The 17436-nt window shown below is 63.4% G+C and carries 11 protein-coding genes and 1 pseudogene; 10 read left to right on the forward strand and 2 right to left on the reverse strand.

The window, feature by feature from the left end; all coding sequences use genetic code 11:
• The first annotated feature begins 222 nt into the window (after nucleotides 1-222).
• The 7 genes and pseudogenes from ACT3TS_RS18495 (at nucleotide 223) to ACT3TS_RS18525 (ending at nucleotide 11130) form a co-directional block, all read left to right on the forward strand.
• Nucleotides 223-1518 (forward strand): annotated as a pseudogene (locus ACT3TS_RS18495) (extracellular solute-binding protein).
• An 8-nt stretch (nucleotides 1519-1526) separates the two neighbouring features.
• On the forward strand, nucleotides 1527-2495 hold the full coding sequence (locus ACT3TS_RS18500; protein ID WP_444532997.1) for a carbohydrate ABC transporter permease: 969 nt from the start codon (nucleotides 1527-1529) through the stop codon (nucleotides 2493-2495).
• On the forward strand, nucleotides 2495-3415 hold the full coding sequence (locus ACT3TS_RS18505) for a carbohydrate ABC transporter permease (RefSeq protein WP_444532998.1): 921 nt from the start codon (nucleotides 2495-2497) through the stop codon (nucleotides 3413-3415). The genes ACT3TS_RS18500 and ACT3TS_RS18505 overlap by 1 nt, the downstream gene beginning before the upstream one ends.
• A gap of 44 nt (nucleotides 3416-3459) precedes the next feature.
• On the forward strand, nucleotides 3460-6645 hold the full coding sequence (locus ACT3TS_RS18510) for an alpha-mannosidase (protein WP_444532999.1): 3186 nt from the start codon (nucleotides 3460-3462) through the stop codon (nucleotides 6643-6645).
• Nucleotides 6642-7988 (forward strand): glycoside hydrolase 5 family protein, encoded by a 1347-nt coding sequence (locus tag ACT3TS_RS18515; RefSeq protein ID WP_444533000.1) that lies wholly within the window; start codon nucleotides 6642-6644, stop codon nucleotides 7986-7988. Before ACT3TS_RS18510 ends, ACT3TS_RS18515 begins: the two co-directional genes overlap by 4 nt.
• Entirely contained in the window at nucleotides 7985-9583 is a 1599-nt protein-coding gene (locus ACT3TS_RS18520; protein ID WP_444533001.1) for a beta-N-acetylhexosaminidase, read from the forward strand. The genes ACT3TS_RS18515 and ACT3TS_RS18520 overlap by 4 nt, the downstream gene beginning before the upstream one ends.
• A complete protein-coding gene (locus tag ACT3TS_RS18525; protein ID WP_444533002.1) occupies nucleotides 9583-11130 on the forward strand; it encodes a family 20 glycosylhydrolase in 1548 nt (515 codons plus the stop codon). Before ACT3TS_RS18520 ends, ACT3TS_RS18525 begins: the two co-directional genes overlap by 1 nt.
• A 1-nt stretch (nucleotide 11131) precedes the next feature.
• On the opposite strand, the gene ACT3TS_RS18530 is transcribed toward ACT3TS_RS18525, so the two are convergent.
• A complete protein-coding gene (locus tag ACT3TS_RS18530) occupies nucleotides 11132-12154 on the reverse strand; it encodes a LacI family DNA-binding transcriptional regulator (RefSeq protein WP_444533003.1) in 1023 nt (340 codons plus the stop codon).
• 875 nt (nucleotides 12155-13029) lie between these two features.
• Here ACT3TS_RS18530 and ACT3TS_RS18535 point away from each other — a divergent pair.
• The 3 genes from ACT3TS_RS18535 (at nucleotide 13030) to ACT3TS_RS18545 (ending at nucleotide 16608) form a co-directional block, all read left to right on the forward strand.
• Nucleotides 13030-13662, forward strand: coding sequence for a nucleotidyltransferase family protein (locus tag ACT3TS_RS18535; RefSeq protein WP_444533004.1), 633 nt, complete (start codon nucleotides 13030-13032; stop codon nucleotides 13660-13662).
• 118 nt (nucleotides 13663-13780) lie between these two features.
• Nucleotides 13781-14854 (forward strand): alkene reductase, encoded by a 1074-nt coding sequence (locus ACT3TS_RS18540; RefSeq protein WP_444533005.1) that lies wholly within the window; start codon nucleotides 13781-13783, stop codon nucleotides 14852-14854.
• 260 nt (nucleotides 14855-15114) lie between these two features.
• Entirely contained in the window at nucleotides 15115-16608 is a 1494-nt protein-coding gene (locus ACT3TS_RS18545; RefSeq protein ID WP_444533006.1) for a reverse transcriptase family protein, read from the forward strand.
• A 70-nt stretch (nucleotides 16609-16678) separates the two neighbouring features.
• Here the strand turns inward: ACT3TS_RS18545 and ACT3TS_RS18550 are convergent, their stop codons facing one another.
• Nucleotides 16679-16801 (reverse strand): hypothetical protein, encoded by a 123-nt coding sequence (locus ACT3TS_RS18550; RefSeq protein ID WP_444533007.1) that lies wholly within the window; start codon nucleotides 16799-16801, stop codon nucleotides 16679-16681.
• Nucleotides 16802-17436: the final 635 nt, after the last annotated feature.

Genomic DNA, 17436 nt, shown 5'->3' on the forward strand with positions numbered 1-17436 from the left:
CCACCTTGCTCCTACAGGGAGAAAGGAATGTGACCTGATGATGGGCACCGCCCGGAAACAGTTGCATCCGCGATGGGGCCTGAGACCCCTGGGCGGAGGCTCAAATTAATATTTAGCGAAACACTGGTTACTTAAGCGCATTAGTGGTTCTATTGACTCCAGTACTTAAGCGGCTAAGTGATGTGCAGCATATCCTGGCCGGTCATCAGCAAAGGAGCTACGATGCAGGTAAATTCGACACCCTCCCGACGAAGCGTATTGGTCGCATCACTGGCCCTGGGAACGTTCGCCCTCAGTGCTTGCGGGTCAAAAACCGCCACGTCCACAGCACAGTCAATCAGTGGTGACATCAAGGGTGAAATCACCTTTCAGACCTGGAACCTCAAGGCAGGCTTCTCCGACTACTTCACCAAGGTCATCAAAGACTTCGAAGCCGCAAACCCCGGCACGACGGTCAAGTGGATGGACCAGCCGGCGGACAACTACGCGTCAAAGCTCCAGTCCCAGGTGACGTCCAACTCTCTGCCGGATGTGGTGAACATGGCACCCGACTTGGCCTACCCGCTGGCCCAGGCAGGAGCTCTCCTCAATCTCACCACGGCCGATCCTGATGCCGCGAAGTTGTATCTCCCGGGCTCGTGGGATGCCGGCCGATACGCCAGCCCGGAAGGAGCCTTCAGCTACCCGTGGTAGCTGAACACGGGACCCAACTTCTACAACAAGAAGCTGTTCACGGAGGCTGGGCTTGATGCAGAAAACCCGCCGGCGAGTTACGAGGAAATGCTCAGCCAAGCCACCACACTCGGGAAGAACGTCAACGGCAAGTTCTACATGTGGGGCAACCTTCCCGAATTGTCCGACTTCGGTGTTGCCGGGATCGATCTGATGAACGCCGATGCCACAGCCTTTACGTTCAACACGGACAAGGCGGCAAAGTTGATCGAGTCCTACAAGTCTGCATTCGATGCCAAGGGGATCCTTCCGGCGGGCTTGAGCATGAAATATACAGGCGTGGGCGAAGCCTTCATGAGCGGTCAGATCGCCATGAATGCCGGCAGCGCCTATGACCTGCAAAACTTTGAAAAGAACGCTCCAGAGCTCGCCAAGAACCTGGGGATCGGATCTGCCTTCACCAGCATCAGCAAATACGTCATGTCGGTTCAGGACCTCTCCGTATCGGCCAAGAGCAAGAACCTGCCGACGGCGGCCGCGTTCGCGAAGTTTGTGACCAACGCCGAGAACCAAATGGGATTTGCCAAGGTGGTGAACATTTTTCCCTCCAGCGCAGGCAGTCTTGATGACCCGTTCTTCAGCAAGGAAGACGGCACACAAAACACCTCCCTCCGCGTCGCATCTGCAAAGCAGCTCAAGACAGCTGAGACGTTCCATCCCGTGCAGTACACGGATCCCATGGCAACATTTGTGCAGCAGCAAATTTCCGATGCCGTCCTTGGCAAGCAGTCGGCAAAGGACGCACTCGACAACTCCGTGTCCAAGTGCAACCAGCTGATGGCCTAGGAACAGCCGTGACCGTCGAGACACACACCGCACAGCCGGAGATTGCGGCCAACCCCACACAGGTCACAAATACGCCGCCTGGCCGGAAAGCGGGACGGCAAGTTTCGTTGAACGGCAATGTGTCCCCGTGGCTGTTTCTCGGCCCCGGGCTTGTCATCACATTGCTGTTCGGCTTTTATCCATTTCTTCGCACCGTCTTCAACTCGTTCACCAACGCCAGGCCGTTCGACAATGGCGAGTTCGTGGGCCTGGCCAATTATGCGAACGTTTTTGCTGACCCGCTCTTTTGGGTGGCGTTCCGAAACAGCCTGCTCTACGTAGTCTGCGTTGTTCCCTTTATGGTGGTGATTCCGCTGCTGTTGGCGCTCCTTGTCCAGCGCACGATTCCTGGCATAGGGATTATCAGGACGGCCATCTACACCCCGGTGGTTGCCTCCATGGTGGTCGTCGTCATCATTTGGCAATGGATGTTCAACGACCGCGGCCTCATCAACGGCATGCTGCAATCAATGAATGTGATCACCGGCCCCATCCCTTTCTTGTCCAATCACTGGCTGATACTCATGTGTGCCATGGTGGTGACGATTTGGAAGGGTCTTGGCTACTACATGGTTGTCTACCTTGCTGTCCTAAGCAATGTCCCCAGCGAACTTCACGAAGCGGCGCAGATGGATGGTGCCGGTTCTTTCCGCCGCTTTCGCTACGTGACCATGCCTGCCATGCGCACAACGATGATTTTGGTCGGCATCATTTCTTCGGTGTCAGCGTTTAGGGTCTTCTCTGAGGTCTATCTGTTGGCAGGTCCCACGTCCGGGCCGGGCGGGCAGGACACCACCTTGGTGACACTGATCCAATCGTCAGGGACCGGGTTGTCCGCCCAACTGGGCTACTCATCGGCCGTTTCGGTGGTGCTCTTTGTCTTGACGCTGGGCCTGCTGGCCTTGAATCTCAAACTCACCAGTTCCAAGGAGGGCTGATGAGCACCTCAGTCACTGACAAGCCAGTGAAATCTGACAAGCAGGCCAAACTACGCGCGGGCCGGCCATGGTCGTATGAAACCAAGGAAGGTCACCGAATCCGGCTGACACCCCTGGTTCTCCGCTATCTGCTGCTTTTGGGAGTCGTGGCCATCATGATCGGGCCGTTCGCCTGGCAATTCCTGACATCCATCAAAGGCATTGGCGACGACCTGTACTCCATGCCACCCAGGTGGCTGCCCGTTGACGCCAACTGGGACAACTATGTCCGTGTTTCCGAGATCATCCCCATCCTCAAATTCACGCTGAACTCCACACTTGTTGCCGTCTTCAACGTCGGCATCAACATCATTGGCGCATCGATGGCCGGCTACGCCCTTGCACGGCTGAAATTCCGGGGGAAGTCATTGGCCTTCACGATCTTCATTGCGGCGCTCCTGATTCCCGGCGAAGCATCAATCATCTCGCTGCTGCAATTGATGAACGGCCTGGGTCTGGCCAACACGCTTGCCGGTGTCTTCCTGCCGGGCTGCATCGGCGCCCTCAACGTCCTGTTGATGCGGAACGCGTTCCTTGCGCTCCCCCATGAGATTGACGAAGCCGCCATCATCGACGGTGCCAACGCTTGGCAGAGGTTCTGGCGCATCGGCCTTCCTTCGGTCAAAGGCACCCTGGCCGTCGTCGGTCTGATGGCCTTTATCGGCAGCTGGGACGACTTTCTCTGGCCACTGCTGGTCCTTACCGACACAGACATGTATACCCTGACCGTTGGCCTGAACTACCTGCAAAGCACGTTCAACCAAGATCCCCGGGTCGTCGCCGCAGGAACCATGATCGCCGTCATCCCGCTTATGGTCTTGTTCCTGATCCTGCAAAAACAATTCTTCAAAGGCATCGGCGAGGGAGCCCTCAAGGGCTGACCCTTGCTCCCTGCCTGCACCCACCACCTGCTGAAAGTATCTGAATGCATAACAACCACAGTTTGATCGAGAACCGCCTGGTCCGAGTCCTGAAGGAACGGATTCTTCCCGCCGTTCACACACCCGTTGCTGGTCTGCAGATGACTGCCTGGCATGTTGACGGCGGCCAGGGCGAACCCGTGTCACCGGCGGTGGCCTTCGCCAGAGCCCATGCGGACCACGACGCCACCCAGGCCGGCGGGTTCCCCACCACCAACGCGTACCAGCCCTTTGCCGTGGGCCAGGTTTGGGGTCCGGCTTGGGGCACAAGCTGGATCCACGTGACCGGCACCGTTCCGGCTGGGGCTGCCGGCAAGAACGTGGAGTTGGTGATAGACCTCGGATGGGAGACCCACTCCCCCGGATTCCAGGCCGAAGGCTTGGCCTACAACCCCGACGGCAGCGTCATCAAGGCCCTGAACCCGTTCAATCAGTGGCTTCCGGTCTCCAAGAGCGCCGTCGGCGGGGAGACGATTGACTTTTTCCTCGAAGCCGCTGCCAATCCGTTGATCCTGGACTACAACCCATTTGACCCCACCGAACTTGGCGAAAAGTCCACGGCCGGCCCTGCACCCCGCTACACGATGGCCCGGGCAGACATTAACATTTTCAACACCGGCGTGTGGGAGCTGGTTCAGGATCTGGAAGTTCTGCACCAGCTCCAGGCCGAGCTTGACCTCGGAGACCCGCGCCGCTGGGACATCCTGTACGCCTTGGAACACGCGCTCGACGCCGTTTCCCTCACCGACGTTGCCGGCACGGCTGCGTCGGCCCGCCAAAAACTGGAAAAAGTGTTGGCGCAGTCGGCCAACGCCAGCGCCCACCTGCTGACAGCCATTGGCCATGCCCATATCGACTCCGCCTGGCTGTGGCCCTTGCGCGAGACGGTGCGCAAGGTGGCCCGCACCAGCTCCAATGTCGTTAATCTTTTGGACGAGCATCCCGAATTCCAGTTCGCCATGTCCTCAGCCCAGCAGTACGAATGGATCAAGGAACAACGCCCCGAGGTCTTCGCCAAGGTCAAGGCCGCCGTGAAAGACGGGCGGTTCATCCCGGTGGGCGGCATGTGGGTGGAATCAGACACCAACATGGTGGGCTCTGAAGCCATGGCCCGGCAATTCACCTATGGCCAGCGCTTCTTCCGCGAAAACTTCGGCATCCAGTGCCAGGAAGTGTGGCTGCCCGACTCCTTCGGCTACTCCGCCGCGCTTCCCCAGATCGTCAAATTGGCCGGTGCAAAATGGTTCCTGACGCAGAAAATATCCTGGAACACTGTCAACAAGTTCCCGCATCACACCTTCAACTGGGAAGGGATCGACGGCACCCGGGTATTCACCCACTTCCCGCCCGCCGACACCTACAACTCTCAACTGTCCGGTGCGGAACTGGCGCATGCCGTGCGCAACTTCCGCGACAAGGGCGCCTCCAACCACTCCCTGGTCCCGTTCGGCTGGGGCGACGGCGGCGGCGGGCCCACACGGGAAATGCTGGCCCGGGCGAAACGCACTAAGAACCTGGAGGGATCTCCCAAGGTCACCATCCAGACGCCACAGGAATTCTTCACCGCTGCCGAGGCGGAGTACTCCAACGCCCCTGTGTGGAAGGGTGAACTGTACCTCGAGCTGCACCGCGGCACCTACACCTCGCAGGCGCTGACGAAGCAGGGGAACCGCCGCAGCGAACACCTCCTGCGTGAGGCGGAACTGTGGAGCGCCACGGCAGCCGTACGAGGCCTCATCGACTACCCGTATGAGGAACTGGACCGCATCTGGAAGCTGGTCCTGCTCCACCAATTCCACGACATCCTGCCAGGTTCCTCCATCGCCTGGGTGCACCGCGAAGCCGCCGAACGCTACGCAGAAATCGCGGTCGACCTGGATATGGTGATCACCCGCGCACAGTCGGCGCTTGCGGAGACCGGGTGTGGGGCCACGACGGCCACGGAGCAGCCGGGGATCGGGGGCCAGGTCCCGACCGGCCCGGCCGCCGTCGTCTTTAACGGTTCCCCCTTCCCCCGCAACGGCATTGCCCCCTTCAGTGCGTCCGCCCCGGCACTGGCCACGGCGGGGGTAACGGTGCGGCGCGACGCCGGTGGCAGCGGCGACATGGTTGTGCACAACGGCCTGATCAATGTGACGCTCGGTGCGGACGGCGTCATCACCTCCATGGTTGACGTGGCTGCCGGCCGCGAGGTGGTGCCGGCCGGACAGGGCGCGAACCTGCTGCAGCTGCACGCGGACTTCCCGAACATGTGGGACGCATGGGACATTGACGAGTTCTACAAGAACACCGTCACGGACATCCGCGAACTGGATTCACTGGAGACAGCCACCGAAGCGGACGGTACCGTGGTGATTACCATTGCGCGCTCGTTCCGCAATTCCAAGGTCGTCCAGGAAGTGCGGATCGCCCCGGATTCCAAGCAGGTCACCGTGCACAACAACATCGACTGGCATGAACAGGAAACTCTCTTGAAGGCGTCATTCCCCATCGACGTACACGCCGACTCGGCCCGCTTTGAGACCCAATACGGCCACATCACCCGCCCCACGCATGAAAACACGTCCTGGGACAGCGCCCGCTTTGAGGTCTGTGCGCACCGCTGGGTCCACGTCAGCGAGCCAGGTTTCGGCGCCGCTGTGATCAACGATTCCACTTACGGCCATGACATTTCCCGCCACATGGGCGGCGATGGTTCCAGCTACACCACGGTGCGCCTGTCGCTGCTGCGCGGACCCAAGTTTCCGGATCCGGAAACCGACCAGGGCAACCACCAGTTCAAATACGCCTTCGTCGTGGGCGCTGACGTTTCCGACGCCGTGGCAGCCGGCTACGCACTCAACCTCCCGCCCCGCTCCCTCCCTGGCACCATGGTGGCGCCGCTGGTCACCACCAGCTCCCCCGCAGCCCTGATCGAGGCCGTGAAGCTCGCCGACGACCACAGCGGCGATGTCATCGTGCGCCTGTATGAGCCCCTTGGCGCCCGCGCCACGGTAACACTGGGCACCTCCTTCGAGTTGGTTTCCGCCGCCGAGAACAACTTGCTGGAGCAGCCATACTCATCAGGCGCCCTCACCGCAGCACGGAGCATGGAAGGGACGGAAATCATGGCGGGCACGACCGGGGGCGTGACGGTGGCGCTGAGGCCATTCCAGATTGTCACCCTGCGTTTGAAGAAAGGCACCAAGTGAACAGCTTTTCCCCGATCCGCAGGCAACCACTGCGCTGGGGGGTGAACTACACGCCGAGCGAGGGCTGGTTCCACTCCTGGCAGGATTTCAGCCTTGACGCCGTAAAGGCGGATCTGGAGTCGATTGCTTCGATTGGCCTGGACCATGTGCGCATATTTCCGCTGTGGCCGCTCCTGCAACCAAACCGCTCCCTGATCCGTCCCGCCGGCATTGCCGATGTGGGCAAGGTGGTTGATGTGGCCGCCGAATTCGGCCTGGACGTTTCGGTGGACGGGCTGCAGGGCCATCTGTCCAGTTACGACTTCCTGCCGTCGTGGGTCACCAGCTGGCACCGGCGCAACATTTTCACCGACCCGGACGTGATTGCTGCCGAAGTTGAGCTTGTCACGGCACTGGCCGCCGAGGTCACCTCGCGGCCCAACGTGCTGGGCATGACCTTGGGCAATGAGACCAACCAGTTTGCGGTTGAACGCCACCCGGACAAGCAGACAACCACGCCTGCACAAATGGGTGAGTGGATCAACACGCTTCTCACAGCAGTGCAGAAGGTGTGGCCGGAGGGCATGCACCAGCACAGTTTCGACGACAACGTCTGGTTTATCGATTCGGCCCCCGTGACGCCGCGCCAGGCAGCCTCACTGGGAAATTCCACCGCAGTTCACTCCTGGGTGTTCACCTCCGTGGCTCGGCTCTTCCCTGCGGGGCACCCGGCCCGCACGTTGTTTGCGGACTACCTGGTGCAGCTTGCCGAGTCGTGGGCAGAGTCGGCAGACCGGCCGGTGTGGCTGCAGGAGATTGGTGCCCCGCACCCGGCCGTGGCCATGGACGGGGCAGCGGACTTTCTGGAACAGAGCCTGCGCCCCTCCATGGACACGCCCAACCTGTGGGGTGTCACCTGGTGGTGCTCACATGATGTCAGCCGCAAGCTGGCCGATTTCCCGGAACTGGAATACACCTTGGGCCTGCTGGACTCGGACCGGACGGTGAAACCCGCGGGGCGGCGCTTGGCAGAAATCATCGCCGAGGAGAAACGCAACCCGACCCCGCTGAGGCAACGCAGCACCGCCCTGGCATTCGACGCCGGCGACGAAGCCACCGGAATTGGCCGTTCAGTCACAGATCCGTCCGGTGAGGTGTTTGCCGCCTGGCTGGAGCTGACCGCCCGCGGCGAGAATCCCACGCTGGTCCGCGAATCCAGACTGACGGACGCAGCCTACCTGGCGGCACGCGGCATCACCAACGTAGTCTCGACCGCCCACGTTGGTGCCATCCCAGCCGCCGCCGCCAATGCTGCACCCGTCGAAAGCGACGCCAACATCTGGACAGGGCAGGTTCAGGCATGAGCGAATTGAACTTGGTCCCGGCACCAGCCTCGGTGGTGGAGCACGATGGATTCACCACCGTCCCAGACATTGTCAGTTTGTCGTCGTTCACACCGTTGAGCGGCTGGCTGGCACGAGCGCTGGAGGATTGGCTGGATGCCCGCATCCAGCCAGTCCCCGCGAACACTCCCGGCGGCGACCGGGCGTGGCTGCACATCGCTGAGGACACGAGCCTGGCGGACGGCGCCTACAAACTGGACGTCAGCGCGGCGGGCATCACCGTCGAGGCGGCCGGGGCGGCGGGCGCCATCAACGCCGCGCAGACGCTGCGCCAGCTTGTTGGCAGGCGCGGGTTCAGTCCGGCACCCGAGAGGGGGGCCGGCGTCGAACTTCCCCACGTGAGCATCACGGACCAGCCGCGCTTCGCTTTCCGCGGCGTGCACCTGGACGTGGCGCGGCACTTCATGCCCAAGGACGAGCTGCTGCGGTTCATCGACCTGGCTGCCGCGCACAAGCTCAACGCCCTGCACCTGCACCTCACGGACGACCAGGGCTGGCGCATGGAAATTCCTGCGTTTCCGCGCCTGCAGGAAATTGGTTCGTGGCGCAGGGACACCATGGCGGTCCACACCGGGGACGCCCGGTTCATGACGGGGCGCCCGCACGGCGGCTGCTACTCACTGGAGGACCTGCGCGAGGCCGTGGCATTCGCGAAGGAACGCGGCGTAACGATCATTCCGGAGATCGACCTGCCCGGGCACTCGGTCGCAGCCATTGCCGCGTACCCGCAGCTGGGCGTGGGCGCGCCCTTCGTGGAGGTGTGGACCGGCTGGGGCGTGAACGACTGCATCCTTGACCCCTCCGAGCACACGCTGAAGTTCTTCCGCACCGTGCTCGACACTGTCATGGACGTCTTTGACGCGCCCGTCATTCACCTTGGCGGCGACGAAGTCCCATACGATCGCTGGCACTCCTCGGAGACCGTGCGGCAGCGTGCGGCGGACCTGGGCCTGGCGTCCGTGGAACAGCTGCACGGCTGGTTCCTGGGCCAGCTCGCAGCGCACTTGGCAGCCAATGGCCGCCGCGCCGGCGTATGGCACGAGGCCGTCAGCCCGGCCCTGCCGCAGACCGCCGTAGTCAACGCGTGGGGCGGGCTGGACACCGTGGTGTCCAGCCTTGCCGCCGGCCACGACACCACCATTTCCTGCTATTCGCACCTGTACCTGGACTACCGGGAAAACAACGATCCACGGGAGCCCAGCGGCTGCGAGCCGCTGTTGTCCACGGAGAAGCTGTACGGATTCGAACCGTTGGAACCGCGCGTTTTGGCCGCCGCCGAAGCCGGAGGCGCCGCCATCACGGGCATCCAGGCGCAGCTCTGGACGGAGTACCTGGACACGCGCGAGATCCGCGACTACAACACCTACCCGCGCCTCTGCGCCTTCGCCGAGCTGGCGTGGAGCCGGCACCGGGACTACGCGGACTTCGTGGCGCGTCTGGACGGCGCCCACCTTGACCGCCTCACGGCCGCCGGCGTTGACTTCCGCCCGCCTGCCGGACCACACCCTTGGCAGGAACGTCCCGACATCGCGGCCAAGACCGGGCGGAGCCGATAATGGGGCCACAAACCATCCCTGCCGTGCAGCGGTGGATGGACGACGGCGTCACCTCCTGGGTGCTGCCGTCCCGCCCGCGTGTGGTCGTGCAGGAACAGGATGTGTCCTTGTTGGGCCAATTGGCTGCGCAATTGGCCTCGGATCTGGGTGTGTCCGGGGAGCTGGGTGCGGTGCACATCCCGTCCCTGGACGGGGGCAGTGGTGGCAGCTCTGAACCGGGCGACATTCTCCTGGAGCTTTGTACTCTCGATGGTGTTCAACTCACGCCGGAGCAGCAGGCTGAGTCCTACCGGATCACGGCGGGGGAAGTCCTGACCATCACCGCACCGGCACCGGCTGGCGCCTACTACGGCACCCGCACGTTGCTGCAACTTTTGCGCCGCGGCGGTGCCGTCACCGGCACCATCACTGACTGGCCTGCCTTTGCACAGCGCGGCGTGATGGTGGATGTGGGCCGCAAGTATTTCACTCCGGCGTGGCTGAAACGGCTGATTGCCGACATGGGGTGGCTGAAGCTGAATCTCCTGCACCTGCATCTAAGTGACAATGCCGGTGTCGGCCTGGAGTGCACCAGCCACCCGAAAATCGTCAGTGAAAGGCACCTGAGTTACTCGGACTTGGAGGAGATCCTGGCCGTGGCTGCAACCCACCATGTGACGGTGGTGCCCGAGTTCGACACCCCCTCCCATGCCGCATCAATTGTGTCCCAGCACCCCGGGCTGGCCCTCACCGACCGCCACGGGGCCGTTGCGGCAGACAAGTTGAATGTCGCCGACGCTGCGGCTCGATCATTGGTGGCCGACGTCGTGCTTGAATGGGCGGACCATTTTCCGGGACCGTATTTCCACCTGGGCGGTGACGAATTCTTTGCCGCCCCGTGGGAACCGGAGGAGCACCGCAACCCGCTGCGCTTCCCCGGCTTGGCTGCATGGGCGGAGCAGGAGACCGGTTCCATGACATCCACGCCGCTGGACGGCTATGTGCTGTACCTCAATGAGCTCAACACCCTGCTGCGGGAAAACGGAAAACAGGTGCGGGTCTGGAATGACCACATCCATCCCGGGATTGGCGGCGTCCGGCTTGACTGGACCATCGACGTCGACGTTTGGATCCGCTGGAATGCCAGCCAACCAAGCGCTGGCGCACTGTACGAGGCGGGCCATCGCCTGGTCAATCGAAACGGCGACCATCTGTATTTCCTGCTGTCAGCCGAGGATAAGCCCGCGGTGACCGGCCGGAAGTCGGCACAAGGGGTGTACGAACTATGGCACCCACACCGTTTCATGGGCTCGGCCGGTTCGTTGGATGACGACCTGGATCCGGCCATTCCAGTCGCCGGCGCAGTGATGTCCATCTGGTGCGATGACCCCTCGGCCATGACCGAGGAGCAGGTGGCGGAGCAGGCAATCGACTGGTTCCGTTCCTTGGCCCAACAGTTGTGGGGCTCACCCAAACCCTTCGAGGGCTACGCGGAGTTCCGCGGTTTGTTCGGTGCAATCGGCACTTCACCGCCGGACACAGGCGATCGCCCCTGCCTGGACACCTGAGCTACCTGCCGGTGTGAGGTTCCGCCACTGTCGAGTTCCGCACGATCAGTTCCGGGACCGGAATTTGGACGTCCTTGGGAACCCTGCCCGCAATTAATTCCAGCAGGCTGCGGGCCGACTCAACACCCATGACACCGGGATCCCGCCGCAACGCTGTCAACTGTGGCCGGATTGCCGTCCAAATGATGTTGTCCTCCCATGCAACGACCGCCATGTCGCCTGGGACCTCCACACGGTGGCTGTTGAAGGTCGCAAGACCGGCCAGCGCCAACACCTCGTTGTCATAAATGACGGCCGTGGGCGGGTCGGGCAGCCCCAGGATTTCCTCAGTCGCCTCCACTCCCGAAAGCTGGGAGTAGTCCGTCAGGTAGCTGCTGTGCGCCCGGATCCCATGCCTGTCGGCGGCGATGGCAAATGCCTCGACGCGGCGTCGGGTGTGCAAGAGATCGTTGATGCCCGCCACATGGGCAATGTGCTTGTGGCCCTGCTCCGCGAGGTGCTGCACCAGAACGGTCATGGCCGCAGCGTCGTCGACACCCACAAACGGCAGGCCAAACTCCGGGGTACCGCCGATGGCCAAGGCAGGCAGGCCAAGTTCCCTCAGCTGCCGGGGCCGGGGGTCCTCCACCCGGGGATCAACAACAAACACGCCGTCGACACGTCGTTCGGACCACCAGCGTTGATAGGTTTCCTGTTCCTGGTCCACAGTCTGGACAATCTGCAGCACGAGCGCCTGAGAATCTGTGTTGATCACCGACTCAATGCCGGCAATGAGCCGCAGAAAAAAAGAATCGTTGTCGAGCCCGTCATTGCCGCGGGCCAGTACCAGCCCGAGTGCTCCTGCCCGGTCCCCCGAGAGCGCCGCGGCAGCAACATTGCGGCGCCAGCCAAGCTTTGCTGCAGCCGCATGAACACGTTCGACGGTTGCTGAGGAGACTCCTGCCTTGCCATTGAGGGCAAAGGAGACAGCTGCTTCGGACAGCCCGGTGACCTCGGCAATCTGGCGCATGGTTGGCCGCGACATGGTTTCCTTGTGACGAGTTGGGAATGAGGCAAAATCGGACAGGCGGGAACGGCAATGGACGTGGTTGTACAGTGCTCAATCTTATCTGATTAAGCGCTTAATACGATGACCCGCGCCGCCGCCATGCGTCATGCACCCGGCCCTCTGCTCAAAGGCTGCTGCAGACGGGCGGGAAGCGGCGTGTCACCAGCGATGGCTGGCGTGCATCGGATGGGCAGAGTCCTGTTTTTGGCGGGGCCCAACGCCCGAGGTCGCGATGAACACGTGGTTGTGGAGCAAACCACTGGATTGGCGCCAATTTTCTCCTGAGGCACCCCGCGGCAACTAAGCGCAAAAGCGCACTGAAACTACGGCGTCGGGCCCCGGGCAACGGGAAGCCAGAGCGTCCCGCGTCATGCACCCGGGCGGGCCGCTCCCGTTTAGTGGCTTGGCTTCTTATACGTTCCGTGTGTGGCAATCAGGCCCATAATGATCGTGACAACCACAATGACTGCAATGACGACAACCAGTCCCATCATGTCCATGACAAGTCAGCTCCTTGGTCCGGGGCCGGCGGACGGCCGGCGGGCGAACAGGTTCATTGGAGGTACTGCGCGCGTTCGCCTAGCTCCATCATGCACCCGCGGCGGCAATGTCTCCAGAGCGGGACGCCGGCAGCGGGCGCAGGTGGGCGGGTGCCGGCGAGCAGGTGCCGCTACGATCAAGGGAACTGAACCGCAGAAATGGAGCGTGCAATGGAACTCGGCGAAGACACCGACAGGGGATGGAGTCATTCACCGAGGTGCGATCCATTAAATAACGGCTCAGCGCCGGCCTGTTTCCTGGACGCGGACGGCAACCCGGTTATCGTGGACCAGCATGTCTGAGCGCAGGCCATGACGGGCACGACGGCGGTGCTGCTCGCCGCCGGAGCCGGAACCCGCCTGGGGCTCGGGCCGAAGGCGCTTCTGCCCTTCCACGGGCGCACTCTTGTGCACCACGCCGCAACCCAGCTCCTGCAGGGAGGTTGTGGGAAAGTGGTCGTGGTCATCGGGGCCGGCGCGGCGGAAGTTCGCCAAACGCCGCTGCCGCCCGGGTGCACAGTGGTGGAAAACCCGCGCTGGCGTGAAGGCATGGGCACCTCTTTCGCTGCGGGGATTGCCGCCGCCGGCGCGGGACCGGTGCTGGTGGCGCTGGTCGACCAGCCGGGCATGAACCACGCACTCGTGGAAATACTTCTGGCCCTGCACCGGCCCGGCCGGATCACCGCCGCCGCCTACCGCTCAGGTCACGGGGCACCCGGACAGAGTGATCTGCGGCGCGGCAATCCGGTGCTGTTTTCCCCGAAACACGCCGCCGCGGCTGCCGCCATGGCCACGGGAGACTCCGGCGGGCGGGCCTACCTGGCTGCGCACCCGGACGTCGTTGACCTGGTGGACTTCAGCCCGTATGCGGACGGCGCGGACATCGACACCGCCGACCAGCTCCACTTGCTGGAGGAGCTTCCTCCCCCGCACGAAGACGCCTGAAAACGACTGAAACCGGCTCGGCGTCGTGTTTGCCGGCAGTGCCGTGCCGCACACCCGGGAATAGCAGGCAGCGCGTTGCCGGTTGTGCCCGAAGTACCCCGTCAGCTGAACTTTGGAGATGTCCTTGAACCTGTTTTCGCCCGTGACCCTCGGCGGCCTCGAACTTCCCAACCGCGTGGTCATGGCCCCGCTCACCCGCTCCCGGTCCGGACTCGATGGCGTCCCCGGGGACCTCGTCGTCGAGTACTACCGGCAGCGCGCGTCCATGGGCCTGCTGACCAGCGAGGGCGTCTACCCCAGCTTCGCCGGGCAAGCCTTCGTCCGCCAGCCGGGACTGGTGACCGATGAGCAGATTGCGGGCTGGAAGCGTGTCACCGACGCCGTGCACGCCGACGGCGGCCGCATCATCGCCCAGGTCATGCACTCCGGCCGGGTCACCCACCCGGATACGAACGGCGGACGCACAGTCCTCGCCCCCAGCGCCATCGCGATTGACGGCATGACACGCACTTACGAGGGCAAACAGCCCTTCCCCGTCCCGCACGCGCTGACCGCCGAAGAGCTCCCCGGCATCATCGACGAATTTGTGCAGGGTTCCCGCAACGCCATGGCCGCCGGTTTTGACGGCGTGGAGCTGCACGGCGCCAACGGCTACCTGCTGCACGAATTCCTGGCCCCGAGCGCCAACCAGCGCAGCGACGCCCATGGCGGCAGCCCCGAAAACCGTGCCCGCTTCGTCGTCGAGACCGTTACGGCCGTGGCCCGGGCCATCGGCGCCGGCAAGACGTGGCTGCGCATCTCTCCCGAGCACAACGTTCAGGGCGCACTGGAGACCGACCCGGCCGACATCGAGGCCACCTACACGGCCCTGGTGGACGGCATCGCGCCGCTCGGCCTCGCCGGGCTGAGCGTGCTGCACAAGGACCCGGCCGGCCACCTGGTCCAGACCCTGCGCACCTGCTTCGGCGGCCCGGTGCTGTTGAACACCGGCTTTGAAACCATCACCACGCTGGCCGACGCCCAGGCCACGGCAGCCTGGGCGGACGCCGTCGTGGTGGGCCGGCCCGCAATCGCCAACCCCGACCTGGTCCGCCGCTGGGCCGAGGACCTGCCACTGAACGAGCCGGACCACCGCACCTTCTACACCGAGGGCGCCGCCGGGTACACCGACTACCCGTTCTGGGCGAACTAGCCGGAACTGTCACCAGTTCCTTGCCGGAAGAACGACGGCGGGAGGTCGCTTTTCCCTGAAAGGTGACCTCCCCGTTCGCTGCCTCCCGCACTCCGTGAGCTCGCAGCGGGCCCCCGGCAGCCCTGTTGACAGGTGCTTCATAAACGCGTCGGGCCGTAGAAGCTTCGGTTAGCATGGCTGGATGCGATGGTTTCTTCGATGAGGCGGGAGGCGTCCCTTGGCGCGCATCCCTCCCCGGGGCTACCCCGGGGTACGCAGTATTGCCTGATTCATGCACCGCAGGTGCGTCACTGCGCTCCGCGCAGCTGCGCACCCGCACAGACAGCCAGGTCATTGGGGAAGCCATCGCAGCCATGACCACCGGGCCCGGCGGCGGGCCCGCCGCCTCTTTAACTGCCGCCTCAGCAACCCTGAAGCGCACGCCCCGCCCGTCATCCTCCGCCATTGCCTCGACGCTTGCACAGGCTTTTCTCGGTTGCCCGCAATGGACCAAGCCGTTCCTCTTGGATGCCGGTGCCCACGTTTTGGGTGCACGACGGCGTTGGCTGGGACCGCTGGCCGCCCACGTTCTGCGGGGGTATCCCCGGCCGCCGGTCGATGCGCCACGCGAACTCGCCGCGATGGTCCTGGCGTGCGAGCCGTTTGTGGATGCGCTCGCCAAGGCGGCCCAACAGCGCAAGCCGATCCGTCTGGCTAATTATGTGCTCGCTTCGGCCGTGGCCCGCGAGAACCTCGTGCAGGGTGCGCCCCGGATCGAGACGCTGGCGGATCTTGCCTCCCGGCTGCACCTGAGCAGCGGGGAACTGGAATGGTTTGCCGACACGCAGCACTGGAATCGCTGTTCTTCGCGCACCTTGCAGCATTACCGCTACGAGTGGCGGACGCGCCGGGGCAGGCTCCCCCGGCTGTTGGAGATTCCGGCTCCGCGACTGCGCTCCATCCAACGCACCGTCCTGCGCGAATTGCTGTACCCGCTGGAACTTCATGATGCGGCGCACGGATTCGTGCCGGGGCGCAGCGCCGTCACGGGAGCGGCACGGCACACCGGGCAGGACGTGGTGGTGAACCTCGATTTGGTGTCCTTCTTTGCCAAGGTCACCGCCGGGCGCGTGTTCGGCACGCTGCGGCAATCCGGTTTTACGGAGGCGGTGGCGCACCGGCTCACGGGCATCGTCACGCATGTGGTTCCGCCACGTGTGTTGTCCCTGATGCCTCCCGGTGGTGATCCGGCCGAACGGTTCGCGCTGCGACAGGCGCTCTCGATCCCCCATCTTCCCCAAGGGGCGCCCACCTCCCCAATGGTCGCCAATCTCTCGCTGCGTCGGCTGGATTCGCGCCTTGCGGGCCTTGCTGAAACGTTCGACGGCGGCTACACCCGGTATGCCGATGACCTCGCCTTCAGCGGCGGCCGCGACCTGGCGCGGCGAGCGGATGCGTTCGTGCGTGCAGCCACGGCCATCGTTGAGGATGCGGGACACAGCGTCAACCGGCTGAAATCCCGGGTGCGCCCGGCCGGTATCCGCCAAAGCGTGACCTCGGTGGTGGTCAACGAGCGCACCAATGTTCCCCGCCCCGACTTTGACCGCTTGAAGGCCATCATCCACAACTGCCGCGTGCACGGCCCGGAATCGCAAGACTGGAATGGGCACCCTGATTTCAGAGGCCACCTGCTGGGACGCATCTCCTGGGTAGCGGCGCTGAATCCGGCACGGGGCGACAAAATGTTGCAGGATTTCCACCGCATCCAGTGGTGAGATCCGGTGGTGAGACGGGCCGGCAGGTGCGTGACGCCGTCGTGCCCCGGTGCTTCGTGGAAGTCCCGCTTTACTGGTTGATGGTTCGGTTGAGGTTCTTCAGGAGTTGCTTGAACCGCTTCTCGCCGTCACCGCTCAGCCTCACCAGCGAGTGGCCATATCGGTTCTTGCGCTCCTTGCTGACCTCGACCATGCCGCGCTCCTCCAGGTCACGAATCCTGCAGCGCTGGGTGGTCCGCCTGTTCCACCTGATGCAGGTGCGCCAGCGTGACGAATCGCTTGGGCGCAAGCAGATGGGGATCCAGGTCCTGGTACCTCATTGCTTCCTACCCCGGCGGAAGAACAGAACCAGGTAAAAACCCAGCCATGCCGCGGGGGCAGACCGGCAAGAGTCCACGCTTCCGGAAACGGTACCGTGTCGCCGCGCGTGATCCCCCGCCAGATGGGCAGCGTCAACCACGTGGTAAACACGATGGTTGCGATGACTCCAGCCTTGATGCGGGGTTCGTTGGGGCGGGCTCTCCGATCCGTGATCCAGAAATTGGAGGCTGCGATCGCTGCCGCCCCGGGAATGACAGCCCACCAGGGATGCCCGGACAGCGCAAGCAATCCCGAGAACATCCCCATGACGATGGCAATGGCCGCAAAAAGGCGATCCCGCCATTTCAACTGCCGCTTGGGCGGGGCCGGGATCGAGGCGAGCAGTTTCACCGCCTGCGCCCGCGTCACTTCACCGGAGCTGGCTGCCTGGTCATGTTTTTCATCCATCGGACAAGCGTTGCATCTAGTTACATTAAGTGCAGCTAGATGCACTCTTTGTCCGCGGAG

The organism is Specibacter sp. AOP5-B1-6 (assembly GCF_052376555.1).
Taxonomy (GTDB): domain Bacteria; phylum Actinomycetota; class Actinomycetes; order Actinomycetales; family Micrococcaceae; genus Specibacter.